Source organism: Rhizobium sp. BK313 (assembly GCF_014193655.1).
Taxonomy (GTDB): Bacteria; Pseudomonadota; Alphaproteobacteria; order Rhizobiales; family Rhizobiaceae; genus Rhizobium.
In genome coordinates this window covers 121,984-145,528 of the sequence record NZ_JACHZQ010000007.1, presented here as the reverse complement: position 1 = coordinate 145,528, position 23,545 = coordinate 121,984, and the positions used below count along the sequence as shown (strand labels likewise).

Annotated in this window: 24 protein-coding genes; 8 read left to right on the top strand and 16 right to left on the bottom strand. The window is 59.9% G+C overall.

Annotated elements, in window-relative coordinates:
* Nucleotides 1-19: 19 nt before the first annotated feature.
* From FHT86_RS29085 to tal, 3 genes are all read right to left on the bottom strand, one after another.
* Nucleotides 20-655 (bottom strand): L,D-transpeptidase, encoded by a 636-nt coding sequence (locus FHT86_RS29085; RefSeq protein WP_246779724.1) that lies wholly within the window; start codon nucleotides 653-655, stop codon nucleotides 20-22.
* 83 nt (nucleotides 656-738) lie between these two features.
* On the bottom strand, nucleotides 739-1,698 hold the full coding sequence (locus tag FHT86_RS29080) for a glycine betaine ABC transporter substrate-binding protein (protein WP_133710380.1): 960 nt from the start codon (nucleotides 1,696-1,698) through the stop codon (nucleotides 739-741).
* A gap of 270 nt (nucleotides 1,699-1,968) precedes the next feature.
* Nucleotides 1,969-2,934, bottom strand: a complete 966-nt coding sequence (gene tal, locus FHT86_RS29075; RefSeq protein WP_133710379.1) for a transaldolase — start codon at nucleotides 2,932-2,934, stop codon at nucleotides 1,969-1,971.
* Nucleotides 2,935-3,435: 501 nt separating this feature from the next.
* On the opposite strand from tal, the gene FHT86_RS29070 reads away from it, so the two are divergent.
* Nucleotides 3,436-4,425 (top strand): sugar-binding transcriptional regulator, encoded by a 990-nt coding sequence (locus tag FHT86_RS29070; RefSeq protein WP_133710378.1) that lies wholly within the window; start codon nucleotides 3,436-3,438, stop codon nucleotides 4,423-4,425.
* Between the two features lie 39 nt (nucleotides 4,426-4,464).
* Here the strand turns inward: FHT86_RS29070 and FHT86_RS29065 are convergent, their stop codons facing one another.
* Together FHT86_RS29065 and FHT86_RS29060 are read right to left on the bottom strand one after the other, a co-directional pair.
* Nucleotides 4,465-5,337 (bottom strand): methylated-DNA--[protein]-cysteine S-methyltransferase, encoded by an 873-nt coding sequence (locus FHT86_RS29065; RefSeq protein WP_133710377.1) that lies wholly within the window; start codon nucleotides 5,335-5,337, stop codon nucleotides 4,465-4,467.
* A 69-nt stretch (nucleotides 5,338-5,406) separates the two neighbouring features.
* Nucleotides 5,407-5,910: a DUF2244 domain-containing protein gene (locus tag FHT86_RS29060; protein WP_133710376.1), complete on the bottom strand. Its 504-nt coding sequence runs from the start codon at nucleotides 5,908-5,910 to the stop codon at nucleotides 5,407-5,409.
* A gap of 22 nt (nucleotides 5,911-5,932) precedes the next feature.
* Between FHT86_RS29060 and nth the strand changes: the two genes are divergently transcribed.
* Nucleotides 5,933-6,712 (top strand): endonuclease III, encoded by a 780-nt coding sequence (nth, locus tag FHT86_RS29055; RefSeq protein ID WP_183868959.1) that lies wholly within the window; start codon nucleotides 5,933-5,935, stop codon nucleotides 6,710-6,712.
* Here nth and FHT86_RS29050 read toward each other — a convergent pair.
* A complete protein-coding gene (locus FHT86_RS29050) occupies nucleotides 6,674-7,264 on the bottom strand; it encodes a TetR/AcrR family transcriptional regulator (RefSeq protein WP_133710375.1) in 591 nt (196 codons plus the stop codon). The genes nth and FHT86_RS29050 overlap by 39 nt on opposite strands.
* Before the next feature lie 75 nt (nucleotides 7,265-7,339).
* On the opposite strand from FHT86_RS29050, the gene FHT86_RS29045 reads away from it, so the two are divergent.
* A complete protein-coding gene (locus tag FHT86_RS29045; RefSeq protein WP_133710374.1) occupies nucleotides 7,340-7,765 on the top strand; it encodes a VOC family protein in 426 nt (141 codons plus the stop codon).
* A gap of 15 nt (nucleotides 7,766-7,780) precedes the next feature.
* Here the strand turns inward: FHT86_RS29045 and FHT86_RS29040 are convergent, their stop codons facing one another.
* Nucleotides 7,781-8,494, bottom strand: coding sequence for a sulfate transporter family protein (locus FHT86_RS29040; RefSeq protein ID WP_133710373.1), 714 nt, complete (start codon nucleotides 8,492-8,494; stop codon nucleotides 7,781-7,783).
* Between the two features lie 256 nt (nucleotides 8,495-8,750).
* Here FHT86_RS29040 and FHT86_RS29035 point away from each other — a divergent pair, with 256 nt between their 5' ends.
* The gene (locus tag FHT86_RS29035; RefSeq protein WP_133710372.1) at nucleotides 8,751-9,602 is read left to right on the top strand and encodes a MurR/RpiR family transcriptional regulator; all 852 of its coding nucleotides are present in this window, start codon (nucleotides 8,751-8,753) and stop codon (nucleotides 9,600-9,602) included.
* Nucleotides 9,603-9,649: 47 nt separating this feature from the next.
* On the opposite strand, the gene FHT86_RS29030 is transcribed toward FHT86_RS29035, so the two are convergent.
* The 9 genes from FHT86_RS29030 to FHT86_RS28990 all read right to left on the bottom strand — a co-directional run bounded on the left by FHT86_RS29030 (nucleotide 9,650) and on the right by FHT86_RS28990 (nucleotide 19,472).
* Nucleotides 9,650-11,233: an FGGY-family carbohydrate kinase gene (locus tag FHT86_RS29030; protein ID WP_133710371.1), complete on the bottom strand. Its 1,584-nt coding sequence runs from the start codon at nucleotides 11,231-11,233 to the stop codon at nucleotides 9,650-9,652.
* A gap of 20 nt (nucleotides 11,234-11,253) precedes the next feature.
* Nucleotides 11,254-11,928 (bottom strand): HAD family hydrolase, encoded by a 675-nt coding sequence (locus FHT86_RS29025; RefSeq protein WP_133710370.1) that lies wholly within the window; start codon nucleotides 11,926-11,928, stop codon nucleotides 11,254-11,256.
* Nucleotides 11,929-12,029: 101 nt separating this feature from the next.
* Nucleotides 12,030-13,511 (bottom strand): mannitol dehydrogenase family protein, encoded by a 1,482-nt coding sequence (locus tag FHT86_RS29020; protein WP_133710369.1) that lies wholly within the window; start codon nucleotides 13,509-13,511, stop codon nucleotides 12,030-12,032.
* Nucleotides 13,512-13,668: 157 nt separating this feature from the next.
* Nucleotides 13,669-14,667 (bottom strand): ABC transporter ATP-binding protein, encoded by a 999-nt coding sequence (locus FHT86_RS29015; protein ID WP_133710368.1) that lies wholly within the window; start codon nucleotides 14,665-14,667, stop codon nucleotides 13,669-13,671.
* 11 nt (nucleotides 14,668-14,678) lie between these two features.
* Entirely contained in the window at nucleotides 14,679-15,521 is an 843-nt protein-coding gene (locus tag FHT86_RS29010; RefSeq protein WP_133710367.1) for a carbohydrate ABC transporter permease, read from the bottom strand.
* A gap of 1 nt (nucleotide 15,522) precedes the next feature.
* Nucleotides 15,523-16,395, bottom strand: a complete 873-nt coding sequence (locus FHT86_RS29005; RefSeq protein ID WP_133710366.1) for a carbohydrate ABC transporter permease — start codon at nucleotides 16,393-16,395, stop codon at nucleotides 15,523-15,525.
* A 150-nt stretch (nucleotides 16,396-16,545) separates the two neighbouring features.
* Nucleotides 16,546-17,862 carry an ABC transporter substrate-binding protein gene (locus FHT86_RS29000; RefSeq protein ID WP_133710365.1) on the bottom strand — a complete coding sequence of 439 codons (1,317 nt, stop codon included), beginning with the start codon at nucleotides 17,860-17,862 and terminating at the stop codon, nucleotides 16,546-16,548.
* Between the two features lie 145 nt (nucleotides 17,863-18,007).
* Nucleotides 18,008-18,961: a sugar-binding transcriptional regulator gene (locus FHT86_RS28995; protein WP_133710364.1), complete on the bottom strand. Its 954-nt coding sequence runs from the start codon at nucleotides 18,959-18,961 to the stop codon at nucleotides 18,008-18,010.
* 55 nt (nucleotides 18,962-19,016) lie between these two features.
* The gene (locus FHT86_RS28990; RefSeq protein WP_133710363.1) at nucleotides 19,017-19,472 is read right to left on the bottom strand and encodes an RbsD/FucU family protein; all 456 of its coding nucleotides are present in this window, start codon (nucleotides 19,470-19,472) and stop codon (nucleotides 19,017-19,019) included.
* Between the two features lie 230 nt (nucleotides 19,473-19,702).
* Between FHT86_RS28990 and FHT86_RS28985 the strand changes: the two genes are divergently transcribed.
* From FHT86_RS28985 to FHT86_RS28970, 4 genes are all read left to right on the top strand, one after another.
* Nucleotides 19,703-20,362, top strand: a complete 660-nt coding sequence (locus tag FHT86_RS28985) for a response regulator transcription factor (protein ID WP_133710362.1) — start codon at nucleotides 19,703-19,705, stop codon at nucleotides 20,360-20,362.
* A complete protein-coding gene (locus FHT86_RS28980) occupies nucleotides 20,359-21,711 on the top strand; it encodes an ATP-binding protein (protein ID WP_133710361.1) in 1,353 nt (450 codons plus the stop codon). The genes FHT86_RS28985 and FHT86_RS28980 overlap by 4 nt, the downstream gene beginning before the upstream one ends.
* A 93-nt stretch (nucleotides 21,712-21,804) precedes the next feature.
* Nucleotides 21,805-22,731 carry an ROK family protein gene (locus FHT86_RS28975; RefSeq protein ID WP_133710360.1) on the top strand — a complete coding sequence of 309 codons (927 nt, stop codon included), beginning with the start codon at nucleotides 21,805-21,807 and terminating at the stop codon, nucleotides 22,729-22,731.
* A complete protein-coding gene (locus FHT86_RS28970; RefSeq protein WP_133710359.1) occupies nucleotides 22,721-23,431 on the top strand; it encodes a copper homeostasis protein CutC in 711 nt (236 codons plus the stop codon). The genes FHT86_RS28975 and FHT86_RS28970 overlap by 11 nt, the downstream gene beginning before the upstream one ends.
* Nucleotides 23,432-23,545 lie beyond the last annotated feature (114 nt).

The following is a 23,545-nucleotide window of genomic DNA, read 5'->3' as shown; positions in this document are numbered from 1 at the left end:
TCCATCCCCCATTTTTCGGTCATACGCCCTTATAGAGTGCTGCGCCTTGCATCAGCACAATCACCTTTGCGCCGATCTTTATGCGAGAGTGCAGGTCGATAATATCGTCGTTGTTCATGCGGATGCATCCGGAGGAGACGTCGAGGCCAATCGACCAGGATTCCGGCGTGCCATGGATACGATAGATGGTGTCGTTGTCACCCTCGTACAGATAGAGAGCTCTTGCCCCGAGCGGATTGTCGGGACCGCCCGGCATGCCGTTCGCCCATTTCGCGGCATTGGGATCGCGAGCAACCATTTCCGGGGGTGGTGTCCAGGTCGGCCATTCCGCCGTGCGCCCGATACGGACGATACCCGCCCAACCGAAGCCTTCGCGCCCGACGCCGATGCCATATCGGATCGCCTGGCCGCCCGGCTGTATCAGATAGAGAAAATGCTGATTGCCGTCGATGATGATGGTTCCCGGCTGCTCTGCCGTCCGGAAGGGAACAACCTGCCGCCGAAAGGCATCCGGCACCTGCTTGTTGCGGGCATAATATTGCCGCGCCTTCCTCGCATCATAGTCGACCCAGGTACGGGTTTGCGGGTCGAATATCTGCGTCTGCGCCGCAAGGGCGACGAGAGGACCGAGGCCTACGACTGCTGCCATGGCCATGGCGGCTGCATTGCGCCTCCATCTTCGCTCCGGTCTTGCTTTCACCCGAGCCATGGCCTCGGCCCTCTTTGTCTGGTCTGTTCTCATGGCTTTGCCCATCCGTCGACGCGAGATGCATTGCTGTCTACCCACTTCTTCGCGAATTCGAGAGGCGGCTGACGCTCCACCTGCAAGGCATAGGTCATGTGAGTAATTTCCTCGGGCGTGAACTCGACCTTCTCGAGAAAGCTCGCAATGTCGGCGTGCTTCTTTGCAAAAGCGGCGGCATAGGCGATATGAAAACTCGTGGCCGGCCAGGCAACCGGAGCGCTCGACTTGCTGATCCAGTCCGGATCAGTCGCCGGCACCATCTTCCATTTGGAGGCGTCATAGGGTGGTTCTGTCAGCCGCACGATCTTGTGCAGCTCGAAGACGTGGTGTGGCGCGTAGCAGGCAAACACCATCGGCCGGCCGGTCGCGACTGCCGCATCGACCGCTGCCATGCCGACGTCCTCCTCGGCCTCGACCAGGGTCAAGGTTTTCGCATAGCCGTAGCTGTTGGCGCGAACGCGTTCGATACCGGTCGACGACCAGGTGGCGGCGCCGATCCACAATTCTCCGTGCCCGTCGCCATCGGTATCCAGAAGCGCGGCCTTTGCAGGGTCGTTCAGATCCTTGATGTCCTTGATGCCTGCTGCAACCGCGTCCGGGGTCGCGCAAAGCCCCTCCCATGCCTCCACACCGCGCTTGGCGATATCGACGACATGCTTTTCGTCGACGTATTTCTCGATCAGGCTATCGAGGTTCGGCCGCCATACTTCGGGGTGGATATCGACCTCGCCGCTTTCGAGACCGTTGAAGGCGGTAAGCGTTCCGAGCTCTCGGACCTCGGCATCGAGCTTATATTCCTTGGCAATCGCGACCTTCAGGATATTCGCCGTCGCTTGCCCGGAAGGCCAATTCGGCATCGCGATGACCATATCGGCCGCATCAGCGCCTGCGGCCCCGACAGACACCAAGGCAGCGGCAAAGGCCACCGATGCGGAAATGAGTCTGCTGTTCATGCCCCCTCCAGCTTTCAGTAACAACTGCTGTCCGGTCGCGGGTGTCGCGAACCCGAACCAGATAGCGGAGGGAAGCATCCACAGGTAAGTACGTTACGGTAACATGGCTGAAATTTACGCCGTTGTTACGCGAAACCAACCGGTGACGGGACGGGGGTCTCAGGCGTGAATGGCTCTAACAAAAAAGGGGCGTCACCCAACAAGTGACGCCCCTCAATCTAATCCATGCGCGTCCTTCTCCCCGCGAGCGAGAAGGTTTTCATCAACCGCTTAGGCGGCAGCGAGCTGCAGTTCCTTGCTGACCATGGCGCGAAGCGTGCCGAGATCCTTCGCGAATGCGCGGATGCCCTCGGCGAGCTTTTCGGTTGCCATCGCGTCTTCGTTCATCATCCAGCGGAAGGTCTTTTCGTCGACGGCGATCTTGGCGACCGAGGTCTTGTTTTCCGGCGAAAGCTTGCGCTCCAGCTTGCCTTCGTCCTTGGCAAGTTCGTCGAGCAAGTTCGGGCTGATCGTCAGGCGATCGCAGCCAGCCAGTGCTTCGACTTCAGGGGCGCTACGGAAGGAAGCGCCCATGACGATCGTCTTGATGTCGTTGGACTTGTAGTAGTTGTAGATCTCGCGAACGGAGAGAACGCCCGGATCTTCTTCCGGAGCATAATCCTTGCCGGTCGACTTCTTGTACCAGTCGAGGATGCGGCCGACGAAGGGCGAGATAAGGAAAACCTTGGCGTCAGCGCAGGCAACAGCCTGAGCCTTGCTGAAGAGCAGCGTCAGGTTGCAGTCGATGCCTTCCTTCTGCAGCACTTCGGCAGCGCGGATGCCTTCCCACGTGGAAGCGAGCTTGATGAGGATGCGGTCATGGCCAATGCCGCGCTCCTTGTAGGCGGCGATGATGGCGCGGGCCTTGGCGATCGAAGCTTCCGTGTTGAAAGACAGGTCGGCGTCGACTTCGGTCGAAACACGGCCGGGAACGAGGCCGGAGAGCGCGGCGCCGACGGAGATTGCCAGACGGTCGGCAACCGCAGCGGCGACAGCATCCGGCGCGCCGCCCTGCTTCTTGCCCCAAGACACGGCTTCCTTGATCGCGTCGGCGAACATCGGCGTGCCGAGCGCCTTGAGGACGATGGTCGGATTGGTCGTGCAGTCGACCGGCTTCAGGCGGGCAACCGCCTCGATATCACCGGTGTCGGCCACGACCGTCGTCATAGCGCGGAGTTGGTCAAGCTTGGATGTCATGATACGTATCCTTGTTGAATTGGGCCCATGGAATTGGGAGATATTGACCGGCGAATTCCGTCCGGTTCGATGGATGACACGAAGACTGCAAGCGGATTGCGCCGTTCCTTTCCTATGCCTCGGTAACGGAAGAAAAAGCGCGAAAGTTCCATTCCCGGTGAACGGTCAAAGCCGCGACGAAGCAATTGCCAAAGACAGGCTTTTCACCGAAACCGAGCGCCCTATATGGCTCTCTGCTCGGCCAGACACGTCCACGGCGCAGCGCTCGCACATTGTCCTCCTCGACTGGACAAAGACCGACTTCCTCACGGCGACTATCATCAATCTCGCAACGAAAAGTCAAGGACATTTGTGCATTTCAATTGACATAAGTTTCAGGCCATAGAATATCGGCAGTAGAAGAGCTGATCTCGCCGCCCCTGTCATGCGCAATCGCCGCAACCTTTGTGGTTTGCGATCATTAAAACAAAAAGGGCGTGCAAAAATCTTGCCGGAGGACCTGTGGCCAAACTTAGACGCGGGACACACACCGCCTATTCCGAGACGGCGTCTTTAAGGCTGCGCGCGGCTTGGCTCTATTACAATCAGGGCCTGACACAGAAGGATGTCGCCGAACAGCTCGGTATCAGCCGCACCACCGTCATCCGCCTCCTGGACGAGGCGATGCGTCGCAGCGAAGTGCAGATCTGGATCAATGAAGGCATTGACGATTGCGTCGAACTGGCGATCAAGCTGGAGCGCGCCTATGGGCTGGACGAGGCGATCGTCGTTCCCTCGCCGGCAAGCGCAGACGTCAACGCCCAGGCAAAAAGCGTCGGTCTGGCGCTTGGCCAATTTCTGACCGAAGCGATCCCCGACAACTATACTATAGGTGTCGGCTGGGGCCGGACAATGACGGCCTCGCTCGCAAGCTTCCGCCCGCCGCGCCGCGACAATTGCAAAGTGGTCTCGCTACTCGGCGGCATCGTCGCCGTCCAGCAGACTAATCCGATCGACTATACATGGCGCTTGGCGAGCCAGCTCGGCGCGGAATGCTATATGTTCCTGGCGCCGCTCTTAGTCGATTCCATAGAGACCAAGCGCAATCTGATCGAAAAATGCGGCCTTGAGGCGATCTACCGGCTGGCTGAAAGCCTCGACCTCGCCATCGTCAGTTGTGGCGACATCGGCCCGCGCTCGACCTCGCTGTCGGAGGGCTTCATCTCGAAGCAGGAATTGGATCAGTTGATCGAGGCCGGCTGCGTCTGCGACACCATGTTCAATTTCCTCGATGCCGAAGGCAATTCCATCGATCATCCCATCAACAAGCGCGTCATGTCCGTCGATCTAGACACGCTGAAGAAGGCCAAGCACATCGTACTCTCTTCCGGCGGCGCCCACCGTGCCCTTGCGATCCGCGCCACCATCAAGCGCATCGGCTGCAATACGTTGATCACGGACGAAAGCGCGGCGACGGCGCTGCTGCAGATGGCAATGGCGAAGGCGGCCTAACTCTCTTAGCTTCTCCCCCTGCAGCGACGGTAGAACCTCTCAAGCCTTCCCGGCTTCCCACCCCAGCATCGCCCGCTTGCGTGTCAGGCCCCAATGATAGCCAGTGAGATCCCCGTTCTTGCCGAGCGCGCGGTGGCAGGGGACGACGAAGGAGACGGGGTTGCGGCCGACCGCAGCACCGACCGCCCGCATCGCCGTCGGCTGGCCGATATCCTTGGCAATGTCGGAATAGGTGACAGCCCGGCCCATCGGAATCTTCAATAGGCTTTCCCAGACCCGCACCTGGAAATCCGTGCCGATCAGCACCACGCGCAGCGGCTGCTCGCTCGACCATTTCGACGGCTCGAAGATCCGCGACGCATAGGGCATGGTCGCCTGCAGGTCCTCGACATATTGCGCGTTCGGCCAGCGGCAGGTCATGTCCTCCAGGCAGGCCTTCTCGTCACCGGAATCGCTGAAGGCAAGGCCGGCAAGGCCGCGGTCGGTGACCATGATCAGCGCCAGGCCGAAGGGCGAGATGTGGAACCCGTAGCGGATGACCAGCCCGCCGCCCTTCGCCTTCCATTCGCCGGGCGACATGGCCTCATGCGTGACGAAGAGATCGTGCAGCCGGCTTGGACCGGAGAGCCCCACTTCGAACGAGGTTTCCAGCAAAGGCAGGTCTTCCTCGCGCAGCAGCCGTTTGGCGTGGTCGAGTGTCACGGCCTGCAGGAAGGCCTTGGGCGACAATCCGGCCCAACGCGTAAAAGTCTTCTGCAACTGGGTCGGCGATTGTCCAAGCCGTTCGGCGATCGTCTCCAGTGACGGCTGATCGCGGTAGTCCTCGGTGATGAGTTCGATCACCCGGCGGACGGTATCGTAGTCCGGTCCTTCCGGCGTGATGTCTGTCTTCAACTGTGCAGTGGCATTCATAATCTTTCTCCTTGAAAAGGAGAACACCACGAAGAGAACGGCAAAACCACCCGTTTCTTGCGTGGACGCTTATATCCGTTGCGTCACAGTTGCCAAAGCGCGCTTGAAGGCTTTGGCAAAGCTCTCCCTATCCTCCGGATTGAGAAAGGAGCCGACATCGGTGTGGTGGCTTCGGTCGCGGACATGCATCGACACGACACCGATTTCACTGTGCCGGCGGACGAGGAAACGTGTCCAGAACGGATTGAACCGGTGCTCGACCATGCGACCCGAGGGCGAGAATTTACGGATCGAAACATCGGTGCGCGACACCGTCACTTCCTCCCGCACCCTGCCCGAGCGATAGTTCAGCCAGAAGGCGCCGTAGAGCAGAGTGAAATCCGCACCGAAGAAGATGCCGATCGGCCATGCACCACGAATGATGAACAAAGCACCATAGACCAGGCAGAACACGCCCATCAGCGCCAACATCACCTTGAATCCCCTTCGCCCCAATGAGCGATGAGGAAACAATTCGGCGGCGAAAATCGGCCTGTTGCTATCGATGTCGCTGTCGGCGTTGCGTTCGGTCATAGGACTTGAGTATAGGTCGTTCATGGCAAACCCCAAGATCAAATCCAGCGCGCAAAACGTGAAAAAGTCAAATGCGACGGCAAGCCGCAAGCCGGCTTTCAAGAACCCCTATTCCAAGGCGGAACTGGAAGAAATCTTCCGCCGCTTCTCCATCCAGCGACCCGAGCCGAAGGGGGAGCTGGAGCACATCAATCCCTTCACCCTTGTGGTTGCCGTCGCTCTGTCGGCGCAAGCAACCGATGCCGGTGTCAACAAGGCGACCCGCGCGCTCTTCGCTGTCGCCGATACGCCGCAGAAGATGCTCGACCTCGGCGAGGACCGCATCCGCGACTACATCAAGACGATCGGACTTTATCGCAACAAGGCGAAGAATGTCGTGGCGCTATCGGAGAAACTGATCCGGGATTTCGACGGCGAAGTGCCGCAGACGCGCGAGCAGCTGATGACGCTACCGGGCGTTGGCCGCAAGACCGCCAATGTCGTGCTCTCCATGGCCTTCGGCCAGGCAACCCTTGCCGTCGATACCCATATTTTTCGCATCGCCAATCGCCTGCGGCTTGCCCCCGGCAAAACGCCGGACGAAGTCGAACAGCGGCTGATGAAGGTGATCCCAGATCAATATCTCTACCACGCTCATCACTGGCTGATCCTGCACGGGCGCTATGTCTGCAAGGCCCGCAAACCTGAATGCGAGCGCTGCGTCATCGCCGACCTCTGTCGCTCGCCGGAAAAGACCTGCGATATACCCGCGCCACTGGTCCCGCTACCGCCGCAACTGATCGGCGCGGAGGCCGCCAATTAAGGTTGCAATCGCTCGTTCGTAATCCTGGCGGCTCCCGCCCGCCTCGATCGCCAGCGCCGCACGATCGAAAGCCGCCGACAGCAGATTTGTCAGCGGGTATAGCAACGCATCCGGTCCATCCGCTTCGGCCAGGAATTCCGCCAAACCCTCCCGCAGCTTCGCCTCTGCATGCTCACCATCGATCGAACCGATGCTCTCCACACCCAGCACGGCCGGGCCGTCCAACAGCAGAAGTCGGGTACGGCCAGCGACGGCCATGGCTTCAAAATAAGCAGAGGCGCCGGCAAGAAGCCGGTCGTAGGCCGAACCCGACTGGAGCGATCTTTCCTCAATCGTCGCGGCAACAGCGCCCGCCTCCTGCTCCACCACCGCCTGAAACAGGGCCCTCTTGTCTTCGAAATGGTGATAGAGCGCGCCGCGCGTGACCCCGGCCATCTGGACGATGTCAGGCGTTGCCGTCTCAGCATACCCCCGCTCGACGAAGAGGACGCGGGCGGCATCGATCAGGGCTCGTTTGGTGGCTTCGGTTCGTTCGCGATTGCTACGGCTCATATTCTCCCTTTACATACAGACTGTACGCATGTTAAAAACATGCAGATTGTACGTAAAAATCGAGTGGAGGAAAAGATGAAATCGACGAGCTACTATCCCGTTATCATGACCGATGACGTCGCCGGCACCGCCGCCTTCTATTGCGCCCATTTTCGCTTCGCGGCCCTCTTCACCAGCGACTGGTATGTCCATCTGCAATCTATGGCGGACGAGAAAGTGACGCTGGCTATTCTCGACGGCAGTCATGAGACGATCCCCGTCGCGCGTCGCGGCAAGGTCTCCGGCCTGATCCTCAATTTCGAAGTCGAAGATCCTGATTCGATACATGACGCCTGCCGCGCCGCCGGCCTGCCGATTCTCAAAGCCCTCTGCGATGAAGACTTCGGCCAGCGGCATTTCATCACCGTCGATCCGAATGGCGTGTTGATCGATATCATCAAGCCGATTCCGCCGAGCGCCGCCTATGCCGCGATGTATGAAACCTCGGCCCTGCCCGCCTGAACGATCCATGAAACCCTAGGTGCCGAGAGCCGCTTCCTTATGGGATATCAGCTTGTGCAGGTGCACCATCATCCCCGCCGCAAACAGCGGCGTCAAAAGGTTGACGATGGGAACGGCGAGGAAGGCGGCGATCACCAACCCTGCAAGGAAGACGGTGAAGGCATATTTGGTGCGAAACCTCCGTGCCTCTTCGGGCGGACGAAAGCGCATGGCGGCGAATTCGAAGAATTCCCTGCCGAGCAGATAACCGTTGACCAGGAAGAAGGCGATGAGATTGACGCCGGGAATGAACAGCAGAAGCAGCGCGATGACGTTGCCGACGACAACGACGCCGAGAAATTTCAGCGAACTCTTCATAGCCCGTGCGAACGGCAAGGCCTTTCCCGGCGCATCGGCCGGATAATCCCGTTTCTCCACCACCTCGGCGACATCATCGAGAAAGAGACCTGCGATCAGCGCTGTTACCGGCGAGATCAGCAGCGCCAATACCAGTGCGAGACCAAGGCTCGCCAGAACCGCGAGAAGAAAGGTGAGCCAGCTCGTCCAGTCCGGTGCGGGTGGCATGAAGCTCTGTAACCAGGGCAATGCAAAGGCGATGAAGGTGCTGCGCAGCACAAACCAGAGAGCGATCAGCGCCAGCAATGTCAGCCCAAGGACCTTCCAGAAAACCTTGCGCGTTTCGGCTGCAAAGAGATTGGCGATGGAAAGACGCGCGGCATGGATGATCATTCGTCCGATATCTCCTTAGTCGTAGCCCGATATGTAAGTAGTGATTGCACTTATATCAATATCTTCACGCCTAGCGCGTAATAACCATCACCCATTTGAATTGTTGTAATAAAGTACCCACTAATATATGGTGAGTGTTATACGAAAAACAACAACCTAAACATGATTAGCGGTCATCTAAAATTTGCAAGCGCCCCGATTGTTTCTGCATTCGGCGCGATCACACTTCGGATAGACCGTCAGCGAGGCGTAACATTTGGAAGACCTTGGCCAGAAGCTTAGACAATATATCAAAACAGGCACTCCCGCCGAGCGCCGAATCGCCAAGTATTTTTCCGAACACTTGAACGAGCTGCCCTTCGAAACCGCCTCTTCCGTCGCCGACAGACTGGAACTAAGTCCGATGACCGTCGGACGCTTTCTGCGGTCGCTCGGTTATCAGGGCCTGGATGGCATCAAAGTGCACCTAAGAGAAAATGTAGCGCCGGTGACGCTGCAACTGCCGAACGTTCTTGAGCAATTGCAGAAGGATGCCAACGAGGGACGTCCGATCGCCGGCCAGATCGCCGAGCAGGTCGAGATGCTGCAGCATATCTACAATCTCACCAGCCAGCCGCAATGGCTGGATGCGGTGGCAACTATCCTGTCGGCCAGCGAGGTTTTCGTCACCGCACATCTTAGTCTCGCGAGCCTCGGACGCCATCTCTGCGACCGCCTCGCATTCGCCCGCGACCATGTGCAGTTCCTCGACGGCGCCAATGGCAGCTACATCGAGCTGCTGGGCCATCAGTCGACCGACGCGTTGGTGGTGATCATCGATTCGCCCCGCTTCGTCACCTCACGGCTGCTTGCGCGTTCCGCCCGCCGCTCCGGCTACAAAGTGCTGCTGATCACCAGCCAATATACCGAATGGGCACATGAATTCGCCAATATGACGCTATCGTTGCCACCCCTGCGCACCGGCGGTCACGAAAACCAGTCGGCGATGATGGCGTTGCTGGAATTCTTGGCCACAGCGGTCATTCACGCCGCCGGTGAGGAGGCAGAGACCCGCATCCGCAGGATCGAAGAGCTGGAAGGCATGTTCGCACACACGCCGCTTCGATAACGATTGGCAAGCGATGCCATGGCCGCCGGAGATTCCTTCGGCGTTTTTTATTCCATGGAGTCCAGTTCGGCGCGATGACGATACATGGCGAGAAAACGTCGGTAGTCGCGGTCATAAAGCGCCTTTTTGCGCTTGTCCGGCAAGCGCTCGTGACCGCCGGGATACATGGCCGCGCCCGCCGCCGCGAGGCTGTCGTATAGGCCGCAGGAGACGGAAGCCGCGATTGCCGTTCCCAGCAGCACCGCCTCGTTCATCTTCGGCACGACCACTTTGCAGCCGGTGATGTCGGAATAAAGCTCCATCAACACGGCATTCTTCACATGACCGCCGGCGACATGCAGCGTATCGGGCACGTAGCCGTAGTCGTGCATCTTCTCGAGAATATGGCGGATACCGAGTGCAACGCCGACGCTGGTGCGCCAATAGAGACGGCAGAGGCCATCGAAGGACGCATCCAGTGTCAGGCCACTGACGACGCCGACCGCGTGGGGATCGGCAAACGGCGATCGGTTGCCGTGAAAATCCGGAAGCACATGAATACGCTCGGCAAAGGCATCGCCCTCGACGGCGCGCAGTTCCGCGATGCGCTTCACGATGCGGTCGTGCAACGCCGCCGTCGGTTCGCCGCCGGCCGCATGCATGCCGACGATATAATCAAGCAGCGCGCCGGTCGCCGACTGCCCGGCTTCGACCAGCCAGGTGTCCGGAAACACAGCTTCGTAATAGGGTCCCCACATGCCGGTGCTGCGCTTGCGTTCGCGCGAGAAGGAGACGATGCAGCTCGACGTACCGGCGATCAGCGCCAGTTGATGCTCCAGTGCGTTGAGGTCGCCGGCATGGCCAGCGAGCGTGCCGAGCGCGCCGGCATAAGCATCGATCATTCCTGCGCCGACATGGCATTCGCGGTCGAGCCCCAGAGCCTCCGCCGCTTCGGCCGTCAGCGTGCCGACGCTTTCCCCGACGGGTGCAGTCTCTTCCGGCAGGCTGCCGCGTTCGCGCAGATCGCCAAGGCCGATCACGTTGAGGAAATCCGTCTGCCAGCCGGGCTTGCGATGCGCGAGATAATTCCATTTTGCCGTCAGCGTGCAGCGCGAGCGCGCAAGCGAACCCGTCGCCTTCCAGGTCATGAAATCGGCGAGATCGAAGAAATAACCGGCCCTGGCCCAGCTCTGCGGCAGATTTTTCTTCAGCCACATCAGCTTCGGCATTTCCATCTCCGGCGACATGAAGTGACCGGAGTGTTCGAGAACCTGATGCTTGGTCGCCGTGCAGAAATCCGCTTCGGCAAGCGCCCGGTGATCGAGCCAGACGATGGTGTCGAACCGGTCTTCGCCGCCGGTTGAAACCGTGAGCGGTTTGCCGTCCGTGTCGCGCACCACCAACGAACAGGTGGCGTCGAATCCGATGGCACCGATGACGGATGCATTGACGCCGGAAGCCGCAACAGCAGCGCGCACGGCCGTGCAGACCGCCGCCCAGATGTTTTCGGAATTGTGCTCGGCGTGATTCTCACGCGGGCGGTTCATGATGATCGGATGTTCGCCCTTGCCCAGCAGGGCGCCGCGTGATGTAAACACGCCGGCGCGTGCGCTGCCAGTGCCGATATCGACCGCAACCACGTGATCACGCATACAGAAGGGGCCCCGTCCACTTATGTCTTGTTGCGGACAAGGTGTATCAAATCCGGCATTGCGTCAAACACCACTTCGGGGGAAAGCCGCTCCAGTTCCGCCCGGTAACTCGGCGAATGGGCATGCGAGCCGCCGGTGAAGGCGAAGACCGTCATGCCCGCCGCCCTCGCCGCCGTGATCCCGGCTGGACTGTCTTCGACGACGATACAGTCTTGCGGAGCGACCTGCATCTGCTTGGCGGCATAAAGGAAGAGATCCGGCGCCGGTTTGCCGCGCTTGACCATGCTGGCGCTGAAAATGTTCGGCTCCAGCCGCTCCAACAGACCGGTAACGCCCAACGACAACCGAATGCGCTCTATCTGGCTGGAGGAGGCAACACAACGCGGAATCGTCAGCGTATCCAGTGTCGCGGCAATGCCGTCGATCGGCTTCAGCTCGCGCCGGAAGCGGTCATACAGGTCGTTGCGGATGCGATCGAGAAAATCCTGATCGATGAAGACATCGAATTCGGTCTCCAGCGTGTCGACCAGCGTAGCAAGGCTTTTGCCGAGGAAGCGGCTGTAGATGTCCTCCTCGCTCATGTCCACACCGACATCGTGCATAGCCTGGATGAGCACGCTGACGGACAGCGGCTCGCTGTCGACGAGCACACCATCGCAATCGAAGATTACGAGTCCCTTCTCCGCATCAGTCATCGCAGATCCAACCCGAACCCTGTTTTCAGCCGCGTCACTTCGAACGCAGGCTTTGGCTATAAAAATTCGGCCGGAACTTGGGCGCCCCGGCCGATGGACAATTATTCCGCGAGTTTGTTATCGAGGTATAGCTGCAAGGTGACGCGGGTACCCTTTTCCCACAGCGTTTTTAATGCATGGGCAAAGCGCTTGCGGAATAGATCCGACTTGGCGACGTTGCCGAAGATATCGTCGAAGACGAGGAAGGCGTTCGGATCGTCCTTGGCCTTCAATGCTGCGGCATGCAGCCTGTCAGCGCTGGCATCGTTGAAGACGATATCCTTGCCGCTGTCGGTGGTGCCGGCGAAGTAGCGGCACCAGAGCGCCGAAACCAGCGACAGGCCCACGACATCTTCGTTGCGGCGGAGACGGTCGGCGGTCGATGGCAGGATGAACTTCGGCTGCCGGTTCGAACCATCCTGCGCCAAGCGCGGAATGGTGTCGGCAATCTTCGGATTGGAGAAGCGCCGCTCGATCAGCTTGAAATAATCGGCAAGCACCGTGTTCGGCACCGGTGGAATGACGGGGATGATCTCCTCGGTCTCGAGCTTGGCGAGATAGGCGCGGATCAATGGCTCCTCCATGGCTTCGTGCACGAAATGTACGTCCATCAGCGCCGCCGGATAGGCGATTGCCGCATGGCCGCCGTTGAGGATGCGGATCTTCATGTGCTCATAGGGCGAAACATCCGGAACGAAGGTGACGCCGACTTTTTCCAACGCGGGACGGCCTGCGGGGAAATTGTCTTCCAGCACCCATTGTTTGAACTCTTCGCAATAGACCGGCCAGTTGTCCTCGATATCGAAGATTTCCTTCAGCAGTTCGATTTCTCGCATACCGGTTGCCGGCGTGATCCGATCGACCATGCCGTTCGGGAAGGCGACATTGGCGGCGATCCAGTCGGCAAAGGCTGGATCCGAAAGCCTCGCCGTGCCGACGACTGCCGCTTTGGTGACGCCGCCATTATGCGGAATGTTGTCGCAAGACATGACGGTGAAGGACTGCAGGCCGGCAGCGCGGCGGGCCTTGAGACCGGCGACGATCAGGCCGAACACCGTCTTCGGCGCATCCGGATTCTGACCGTCGGCGACAATGGCCGGATGTCGGGGATTGAACTTGCCGGAAGCGTCGATGAAGTAACCGCCTTCGGTAATCGTCATGGAGACGATGCGGATCGAAGGGTCGGCAAGCCTATCGATGATCGTCTTGGCGTCGCCGACCGGCAGGATGTCGATCATCGGCGCCGTAACACGCGCAGCGGTGCGATTGTTGTCCTGCTCGACCACCGTCGTCAGGAAATTCTGCGCGGCAAGCTTTTCGCGCATGGCAGCGTCTGAGGGCAGCACGCCGGCACCGATGATCGCCCAATCGTGGTCCTGGCCGGTGTTGAAGAGGTCGTCGAGGTAGATTGCCTGGTGGGCGCGATGGAAATTGCCGACGCCGAAATGAACGATGCCCGCCGACAGCGACTTCGGATCATAGGCCGGAATAGCAGCCGTTGCAGCCGCCTCCTGAAGGGTTGCGAGCGATAATTTGCACGTCATGTCTCAAGTCCTTCTGAAAGGTCTTTTGCTCCGGAGAGTTTGGGGAATACCTCTCCGGCTAGGATGACCTGGGCCTACCTGTATGGGCAGATGCGGGCCCAGGCTTAAATGGCGCTCGCCGTGCCTGCGTGGGTCGAGCTCGGCGAAGGTGTGCGATTTAGATCGACAGCCCTCTTTCGTTGAAGCGGTGGATGCGGGATTTGTCGGGTGTCAGATAGACGGTATCGCCGGCGCGAGCCGGGAAATCGCCGGTACCGCGCGCTGTGATGGTGCCGATGCCATCGGCATCGATATGCAGGAACGTGTCGGAGCCGAGATGCTCGGCAACATTCACCTTGCCCTGCCAGTCACCGGCGGTGGTCGACAGCAGCACGTGTTCCGGACGGACACCGATCGTATGGGCGCCGAGGTTCTGCGCATAGACACCCGTGACGAAGTTCATTTTCGGCGAACCGATGAAACCGGCAACGAAGAGGTTCTGCGGGTTGCGGTACAGCTCGAGCGGCGAGCCGACCTGCTCCACATTGCCGCGGTTCAGGACGACGATCTTGTCTGCCATGGTCATCGCTTCGACCTGGTCGTGCGTTACATAAACCATCGTCGTCTTGAGCTGCTGGTGCAGTTCGCTGATTTCGAGACGCATGTTGACGCGCAATGCCGCATCGAGGTTCGACAAGGGCTCGTCGAAGAGGAAAGCTGCGGGCTGGCGCACGATGGCGCGACCGATGGCGACGCGCTGGCGTTGACCGCCGGAGAGCTGGCGCGGCTTGCGCTCCAGATAATCCGTCAGGTTCAGAACACGGGCCGCTTCCGCCACTTTCTTGTCGATCTCCGCCTGTGGCATGTTCGCCATCTTGAGCGGGAAGGCGATGTTCTTGCGAACGCTCATATGCGGATAGAGCGCATAGGACTGGAACACCATGGCAAGGCCGCGTTCGGATGGCGCCAGATTGGTGCCGTCCTTGCCGTCGATCAAAATCTGGCCGCTGGAAACATCTTCGAGGCCTGCGATCAGGCGCAGCAGCGTGGACTTGCCGCAACCGGAGGGGCCGACGAACACGACGAACTCGCCGTCATCAATGTCCAGGTCGATGGAAGGGATGACCTTGGCTTCGCCGAAGACCTTAGAAACCTTCTTCAGGACAATGCTACCCATGTTTCTCTTCCTTACTTAACCGCGCCGAAGGTGAGGCCGCGAACGAGTTGTTTCTGCGAGAACCAGCCGAGAATCAGGATCGGGGCGATCGCCATGGTAGATGCTGCCGAAAGCTTGGCGTAGAACAAACCTTCCGGGCTGGAATAGGAGGCAATGAAGGTGCTGAGTGGCGCCGCGTCCACCGCGGAAAGATTCAGCGTCCAGAAAGCCTCATTCCATGCGAGGATGATGTTGAGAAGCATCGTCGAGGCAAGACCCGGGATCGCCATCGGCGTCAGCACGTAGATGATCTCCTTCGCCAGCGACGCGCCGTCCATGCGGGCGGCTTCAAGAATCTCGCCGGGGATTTCTTTGAAGTAGGTATAGAGCATCCACACGATGATCGGCAGGTTGATCAACATCAGCACGACGACCATGCCGAGACGGCTGGCGAACTGATTGTTGAGCAGACCGAAGGCCTGGAACAGCAGGTAGATCGGGATGAAGGCACCGACCGGCGGCATCATCTTGGTGGACAACATCCACATCAGCACATCCTTGGTGCGCTTGGTCGGAGAAAATGCCATGGCCCAGGCAGCCGGAACGGCGACGATCAAACCGAGGATCGTCGAACCGAAGGCGATGAGGACCGAGTTGCCGAAGTGAAGGAAATAGTTCGAGCGCGATTGGACCTCGAAATAATTCTCCAGCGTCCAATGGAAGAAGAGAAACTGCGGAGGCGAAGCGATGGCGTCGCCTTCGCTCTTGAAGCTCGTCAGGAACGTCCAGAGGATCGGGAAGAAGATGAGGATCGCGATGACCCAGGCGACCACCGATACAACCACCTTGCGCCGAGTAGTGATATTGCGTGCCATCTTAAGCCTCCAGATTCTTGCCGACTGCGCGCATCAGGAAGATCGCGACGATATTGGCGAGAATGACGGCGATGATGCCGCCCGCCGATGCACCGCCGACGTCCTGCTGTAGAACGAGCTGCGAATAGACCAGGTAAGTGAGGTTGGTCGTTGCCGTGCCCGGACCGCCGTTGGTGGTGACGAGGATTTCGGCGAAGGCCGAGAGCAGGAAGATCGTCTCAATGAGGATGACGACGGTGATCGCACGCGCCAGATGCGGCAGGATGATGTAGATGAATTTCGACACCGCGCCGGCGCCGTCCATCTCGGCGGCTTCCTTCTGCTCCTCATCAAGCGACTGCAAAGCGGTCAGCAGGATGAGGGTTGCGAAGGGCAACCACTGCCAGGAGACGATGATGATGATCGAAAATAGGGGAACCGTCTCCAGCCAGGTCAGCGGATCGAGCCCAAAGAACTTGAAAAGATGCGCCAGAAGCCCGTTCACCGGGTTCATGAACATATGTTTCCAGATAAGGGCGGCGACCGTCGGCATGACGAAAAAGGGCGCTAGCACCAGCATGCGCACTATGCCTTGGCCGAAGATCGGCTGATCGAGAAGGAGCGCGAGAGCAATGCCGCCGACCACCGTGATGATCAGCGCGCCGCCCACGAGCAGAAGCGTGACCAGCAGCGAATTCCAGAAGGCTGGGTCGGTGACGAAATATTCGTAGTTGAGAAACCCGATGAAATCATGCGCACCGGGAGACATGAGATTGTAGTTCAGCGTCGAGAAGTAGATCGTCATGACCAGGGGGACGATCATCCACGCGAAGAGAAGCAAAACCGAGGGCGCCATCATGACGCGGGCGGTGGAACGAGTGTGTAACGTTGCCATGGCAAGCACCGACCTATCTTTTAGCAGGGGGAAATGGCCGTGGACCGGACCGGCTAAAATAAAATAGGCCGCCGAAGAGCAGTTCGGGCACTCGGCGACCTAAGGGAGGGAGCGCTACGTGGCGCTCCGCTCCGTACCTTGGGAGGTTTCTTATTTCGGATAACCAGCCTTGGTCATTTCACGGGTGGTCAGTTGCTGTGCGGCCTTGAGTGCGGCATCGACGGAGATCTGGCCGGCAAGGGCAGCGGAGAACTGCTGGCCGACGGCAGTGCCGATGCCCTGGAACTCAGGGATAGCGACGAACTGGACGCCGACATACGGGACCGGCTTGACGGTCGGATGGGCCGGATCAGCCGAGTTGATAGAGTCGAGCGTCATCTTCGCGAAAGGGGCTGCCTTCTGGTAGTCCGCATTCGCATAGAGCGAAGCGCGGGTGCCGGGAGGTGCATTCAGCCAGCCTTCCTTCTGAGCAACAACGTTGGTGTATTCCTTGCCGGTTGCCCATGAGATGAACTTCTCAGCAGCTTCGGTCTTCTTCGAAGATGCCGGGATGGCCAGGCTCCATGCCCAGAGCCAGTTGCCGCGCTTGCCGAGGCCCTTGTCCGGAGCCAGAGCGAAGCCGACCTTGTCGGCAACCTTCGATTCCTTCGGGTCGGAAACAAAGGAAGCTGCGACCGTTGCGTCGATCCACATGCCGCACTTGCCGGTTTGGAACAGCGAGAGATTCTCGTTGAAGCCGTTGGACGAAGCGCCCGGAGGACCGGCGTCCTTCATCAGCTTGACGTAGAAGTCTAGCGTATCCTTCCATTCCGGTTGATCGAACTGTGCCTTCCACTTTTCATCGAACCAGCGAGCGCCGAACGAGTTCGACATCGCCGTCAGGAACGCCATGTTTTCGCCCCAGCCTGCCTTGCCGCGAAGGCAGATGCCGTAGACTTCATGGTCCTTGTCGGTGATCTTGCGGGCCGCGTCGGCGATAAAGTCCCAGGTCGGCGCATCCGGCATCTTCAAGCCGGCCTTGTCGAACAGGTCCTTGCGGTACATCACCATCGAGCTTTCGCCGTAGAACGGAGCAGCGTAGAGCTTGCCGTCCGAGGTCAAGCCGCTGCGGATAGCCGGGAGAAGGTCATCCACATCGTAGTTCTTATCGGCAGTAAGCTTGTCGAGCGGCGCGAGCCAGCCGAGCTTACTCCAGATCGGCACTTCATAGGTGCCGATCGTCAGTACGTCGTATTGGCCGCCCTTGGTAGCGATGTCGGTCGTAACCTTCTGGCGCAATACGTTTTCCTCGAGCGTGACCCACTGCAGGTCAATGTCGGGGTTTTTAGCTTTGAAATCGTCCGTAAGCTTCTGCATACGGATCATGTCGCTATTGTTCACGGTTGCAATCGTGAGGGTTTCGGCAGACGCGATTCCAGCAAACATCAGTGCGGAGCATGCGCCCAGCAGGAAAGTTTTCAATTTCATATCTTCCTCCCAGAAGATCAAATATGAGCATTCGCTTTGCTCGTGAGCAATTACTCACCGTTCCCTGCAAAATGTCAATGCGGTTTCGTTGCTGCATTGCAGAACATGCAGCTCATCTATTTGTTTTTATGATGTTATTTTTTGCTCACACTTTGAGCAAAAATTCAGCAACCGCTTCGTCGGTGATCAAGCCATTGATCTGATGGCCAGTAACGGCCGCCTTGATGGCCTCGAACTTGCGTTTGCCCTTGGCGATTCCGATGACGGATGAGGCTTCGCGTGGCGGCAGCGGCGCGCTGGCGACTCGCTCGTTGATCGCGTCCGACATCAGCTTGCCATCGCCGTCGAAGACCCAGCCGCAGATTTCGCCGGCCGCTCCCCGCTTCATCAGCGCCAGCATCTCGTCTTTCTCCAGAAAGCCGTCGAGACAAAGTGGCGCCTCGACGCCCATCTCGCCGACACCGACGAACGTCACGTCGGCCTGCGCACTGATATCGAGCGTCGAGCGCACCAGCGCCTGCGCATGCAGGAGTTCGCGTTCCTCGGCCGAGGAGACGAGCACCGGCAACGGCATGGGATAGTGCCGCGCCTTGATCGCGTCGGCCATGCTGAAGATGACGTTGTAATAGGCGGCCGAACCGTCCGGACCGATATTGCCGGTCAGCGATACGATCCGGTGCTGCGGACACTCGATGACCGGCAGTTGATCGACCGCGGCCTTCAGCGTGCGACCTGTGCCGATCGCCAGCACGATCGGATCACTGCGCTTCAGCCAACGCTCGATTTCGGCAGCTCCCGCTTCGGCGATACCGACGGTAGAGGATGTCCCGTCCGGATCGCTCGGCACCACTTCGACATGCCTCAGCTTGAATTTTTCACGCAGCGCCACGGCATATTCCAGGCAAGCCGCGATTGGGTGATCCAGCCGCACCTTGATCAGCCGTTCGGCAACCGCGAGCGAGACCAGTCGCTGTGCCGATTGCCGGGAGATTCCCATGGCAATGGCGATCTCGTCCTGCGTCCGCCCGGCAACGTAATACAGCCAGCCGGCTCGCGCCGCGTCGTCAAGCCGCCCCTGGGAGTCCAACTTCCTGGCCATCACATTCCTTTGCAAAAACAGCACCTCTTGTTCCAGATGGAGCTGAAGCGGTGCGTTACTTGGTTTCCGGCGGGATGACGCCCTTGGTCAAGGTGAAACAACCATAGAAGCGACGCTCCCCGGTCTGGATCACGCAATAGGCGGTTTTTGCCCGCTCATAGAAGGCGAAACGCTCGACCGGCGTCAGAGGCCAATGTTTGCCCTCGGCGCGATCGATCGCAGCCTGCACTTCCCCTTGAACCTGCGGCACTTCGTCCGCCGCGCCGACCACCTCCATACGCGTCGCCGCGTCGGTGATGAACGTATCGAGCGGCATCAGCGACAGCACCGCCGCGACGGCTTCGGCCGCCGATACATTGTCGATCCGTAGAAGGTGACCAAGCCTGGTCTGGCGCGCAATTGCGTCGGCCGGAAAATTCGTGTCGACGATCGCCAGCATGTCGCCGTGCCCCATCGATTTCAACGCATGCAGTACATCCGCATTCAATAGCGGCGAAATTCCCTTCAGCATGAACAAGCCTCCTCCAGCTCTTTGATCGGCGGCAGTCCACAGCCGCGCTCTTCATTGGGAGCAAAGAAGTAATCGCGGCTCCGGTCTCTGTCCATAGCCGCCGTGAACGTTATCGGCCGGAGAACCCAAGGTTAAGAACTGTGCTTCTCATTGTGGCTTATTTCGGCCTTTATTGACCAGATAGGTTCGGCGGCATTAACTGAAGCACCGGCGATAGTTGCGAGGGACAGGTGAGGATTCTTCTGGTCGAAGACGATGACACGATCGGCGGCGCGGTGCGCGACCATATCGCTGCGACCCCGCATGCAATTGACTGGGTGAAAAACCTTGCCGATGCGACGGAGGTCACTAGCGCCGTACATTACGGCCTTATCCTGCTCGACCTGCAGCTTCCAGACGGCACCGGCATAGACTTCCTCAAGAAACTGCGCCGCAAACCGGATGAGACACCCGTCATCATTCTGACCGCCCGCGACCAGATCTCCGATCGTATCGAAGGGCTGAACAGCGGTGCCGACGATTACCTGGTGAAGCCTTTCAATCTTGGCGAGCTCTCGGCCCGCATCATGGCCGTGGCCCGCCGCTACAGCGGCAGTCCGCAGCCGACCATCCGTTTTGCCGATCTCGAAATCGACCTGCCGCAGCGCCGCATTTCGCTCTCCGGCAAGGATGTCGTGCTGACCGGGCGGGAGTGGGCGGTTCTCGATCTCCTGGTGGCGCGGCCGGGCGCCATCGTCTCGAAGGACCAGATCGAAGAAGCGCTTTATGCCTTCGGCTCGGAAATCGAAAGCAATACGGTGGAGGTCTATGTCAGCCGTCTGCGCAAGAAGATCGGCAGGGACCGCATCCGCACGGCTCGCGGTGTCGGCTATTGCCTGGGTGAGAGATGACGCAGCGCAGGAGCCTCAACCGCACCAGCATCACCCGCCGCCTGATCGCGGCGCTTACCGGCACAGTCGTCCTGTTCTGGCTAATCGCGGTCGGGATCGGCGTCTACGTGGTAAACCACGAGCTCTCGGAGACCTTCGACGGCGCATTGCAGGAAACCGCCCAACGGCTGATGCCGCTGGTGGTCGACGATCTCGCCGATCGCGACCCTGCCGCCGATCCGCAAATCCTCGAAAACATGGAGAGAGGGCTGAACCGGGAATACCTGACCTACCAGGTGCTCGACGCGACCGGCAAGCTCATCCTGCACTCCCACGATGCGCCGAAGACGCCCTACGATGTGCCGCTGAAGATCGGATTCCACAACACGCCGCGATATCGGATCTACACCGAATCCTCGATGAACGGCACGCTCTTCCTGCATGTCGCAGACGCCTTCAAGAACCGCCGGGAAGCATCGCGCGAGAGCGGTGTCGCCCTGCTCTGGCCGCTGCTCGCCCTCATTCCGGGCAGCATCATCGCCATCTGGTTCATCGTCGGCCGCTCTCTTCGGCCGATCGACCGGTTGCGGTCGGAAATAGCCACCAAGGACGGCGGCAACATGGCCCCGTTGGAGAGCGACACGCTGCCGCTCGAACTTCGACCGATCGCCCGTTCCGTCAATCTGCTGCTCGGCCGTCTGCGCTCCGCTCTCGAAGCCGAACGGGAATTCACCGCCAACAGCGCCCATGAGCTGCGCACGCCGATCGCGGGCGCGCTCGCCCAGACACAGCGTCTGATCGCCGAACTACCACAAGGGGCGCTTGCAGAACGTGCCGGACGGATCGAGACCTCGCTCTCCAATCTCGGCCGGCTGGCGGAGAAACTGCTGCAACTCTCCCGCGCCCAGGCCGGTATTGGCGCCGGAGACAAGCCCGCCGATCTGATTGCCGTCATCGAAACCATCATCGGCGATTACGACCGAGACAGCGGCACGGCCGGCCGCATTCTCCTGGAAAACGGGGCGGACGAAGAGCTGATCCGCAACGTCGATATCGACGCCTTCGCCATCGTCATGCGCAACCTGATCGAAAACGCCCTGATCCATGGCCCGACTGATGACGAAGTGACTGTCAAGATCGACGACGGCGTCGTTCGTGTTCTGAACGGTGGCAACGTGCTGTCGCAGGAAGAACTGGCCGGTCTGAAAAAGCGCTTCTGGCGCGGCAAGACCAAAGCTTCCGGCTCCGGCCTCGGCCTTGCCATCGCCGAGCGCATTGTCGCGCAGATCGGCGGCCGCCTCGATCTTCTGTCGCCCGCAACCGGTCAAGCGGACGGTTTTGAGGCGAGGATCGCTCTGCCGGAGGCCTGATTGCGCCGTGACGGGCGCTGCTTACGGATTGGTCTTGCAAAGACCGGCAAAGGGTGCGAGCAAGCGCAAGACGTTTCCTGCAGGCCAATATTTATGATCGTTTCCTTCGACATCGGGGGCACCGCCATCAAAGGCGGTATCGCCCACTCCATGACGGACATTACGCCGCTCGCCCGACGCCCGACGCCGAAGCACGACTTCAGCGAATTCGTCGCAGCTTTGCGGGCTGTTATTGCCGAGACCGGCGAGAAGCCGGATTGCATTTCCTTTTCCATCGCCGGCGTCGTGGACCCTGACACGCAGGCACTTACCTGCGCCAACATTCCCTGCATCCATGGCCGGCGCCTTGCTGCCGAGCTACAAGCGGAACTCGGCTATCCCGTCCTGATCGCTAACGATGCCGATTGCTTCGCCATGGCGGAGGCGATGTCCGGCGCGGGACGCGGTCACCGCATCGTCTTCGGCGCCATTCTCGGCACCGGCGTCGGCGGCGGCCTCGTCGCCGATGGCCGCCTCGTCAACGCTGCCGGAGGCTTTGCCGGCGAATGGGGCCACGGCCCGATCATCGCCTCTTTTGCCGGCAACCCGCCGGTCGCCATCCCCGCCTATCCCTGCGGCTGCGGCCAAAAAGGTTGCGTCGACACGGTGGGCGGCGCCCGTGGTGTCGAGCGCCTGCACAATACCTTGCACGGACTGGAATTTTCCAGCGAGGAAATCATCAGCCAATGGCTTGATGGCGATGCCAAGGCGGAGCGGACGATCGATGTCCTCGTCGATCTCGTCGCCTCGCCGCTCGCGCTGACCGTCAATATCACCGGCGCGACCATCGTCCCCGTCGGCGGCGGCCTTTCCAATGTCGAACCCCTGCTGGCTCGGCTGGACGCGGAGGTGCGCGCCCGCATCCTTCGCAAGTTCGACCGCCCACTCGTCGTGCCAAGTGAATGCAAGGTCGAGCCTGGCCTGATCGGTGCAGCGTTGCTCGGACTGAAGTTTGCCGAAGAGCGAAGCCATGTTGCTTGAGGTCTGCGTCGAGGATATTGCCGGCCTCAACGCCGCCATCGCCGGCGGCGCTGATCGCATCGAGCTTTGCAGTGCCCTTGCGGTCGGCGGCCTGACGCCGAGCGCGGGGCTGATGGCAATAGCAGCGCGCGCGCCCATCCCCGCCTATGCCATGATCCGCCCTCGCGCCGGCAGTTTCGTTTACTCGGCCGATGAACTAGCCGTCATGAAAAGCGACATAGACGCCGCCCGAGATGCTGGCCTGCCGGGCGTCGTGCTCGGTGCCTCCTTGCCGGACGGCCGCCTGGACCGCAATACGCTCAGCGCTCTCGTCGCCCATGCCAAAGACCTCGGCAAGACATTGCACCGCGCCGTCGATCTCGTTCCGGACATCGAGGAAGCGGTGGAACTGGGCGTTTCGCTCGGCTTCGAGCGCATCCTGACTTCCGGCTGCGAGAAGACGGCTGTCGAGGGCCTCGCCGTGTTGGAGCAGGCAATCGCCGTCGCCGCCGGTCGCATCTCCATCATGCCCGGCTCGGGCGTCAACACCAGGACGATCGGCAAACTCTGGCCAAGATTGGCAATCGACGAAATCCATGCTTCCTGTTCCGTTGCCGAGACGGAGACGGATGAGCACCTGCTTGCCTTCGGATTTTCTGCACAGACAGTGCGCCGCACCGACGCAGCGACCGTGAAAGCGCTAAAATCGCATTTCGCATGAGCACGGGCTGCGATTTGACAAAGAAACGGTAGAATGATCAATCGTTCATAAACGCATGTGCTGTAGCTATAGATCGGCTGCGGAATGCCAACCCATTGCAGTTAAGCAGGTTTC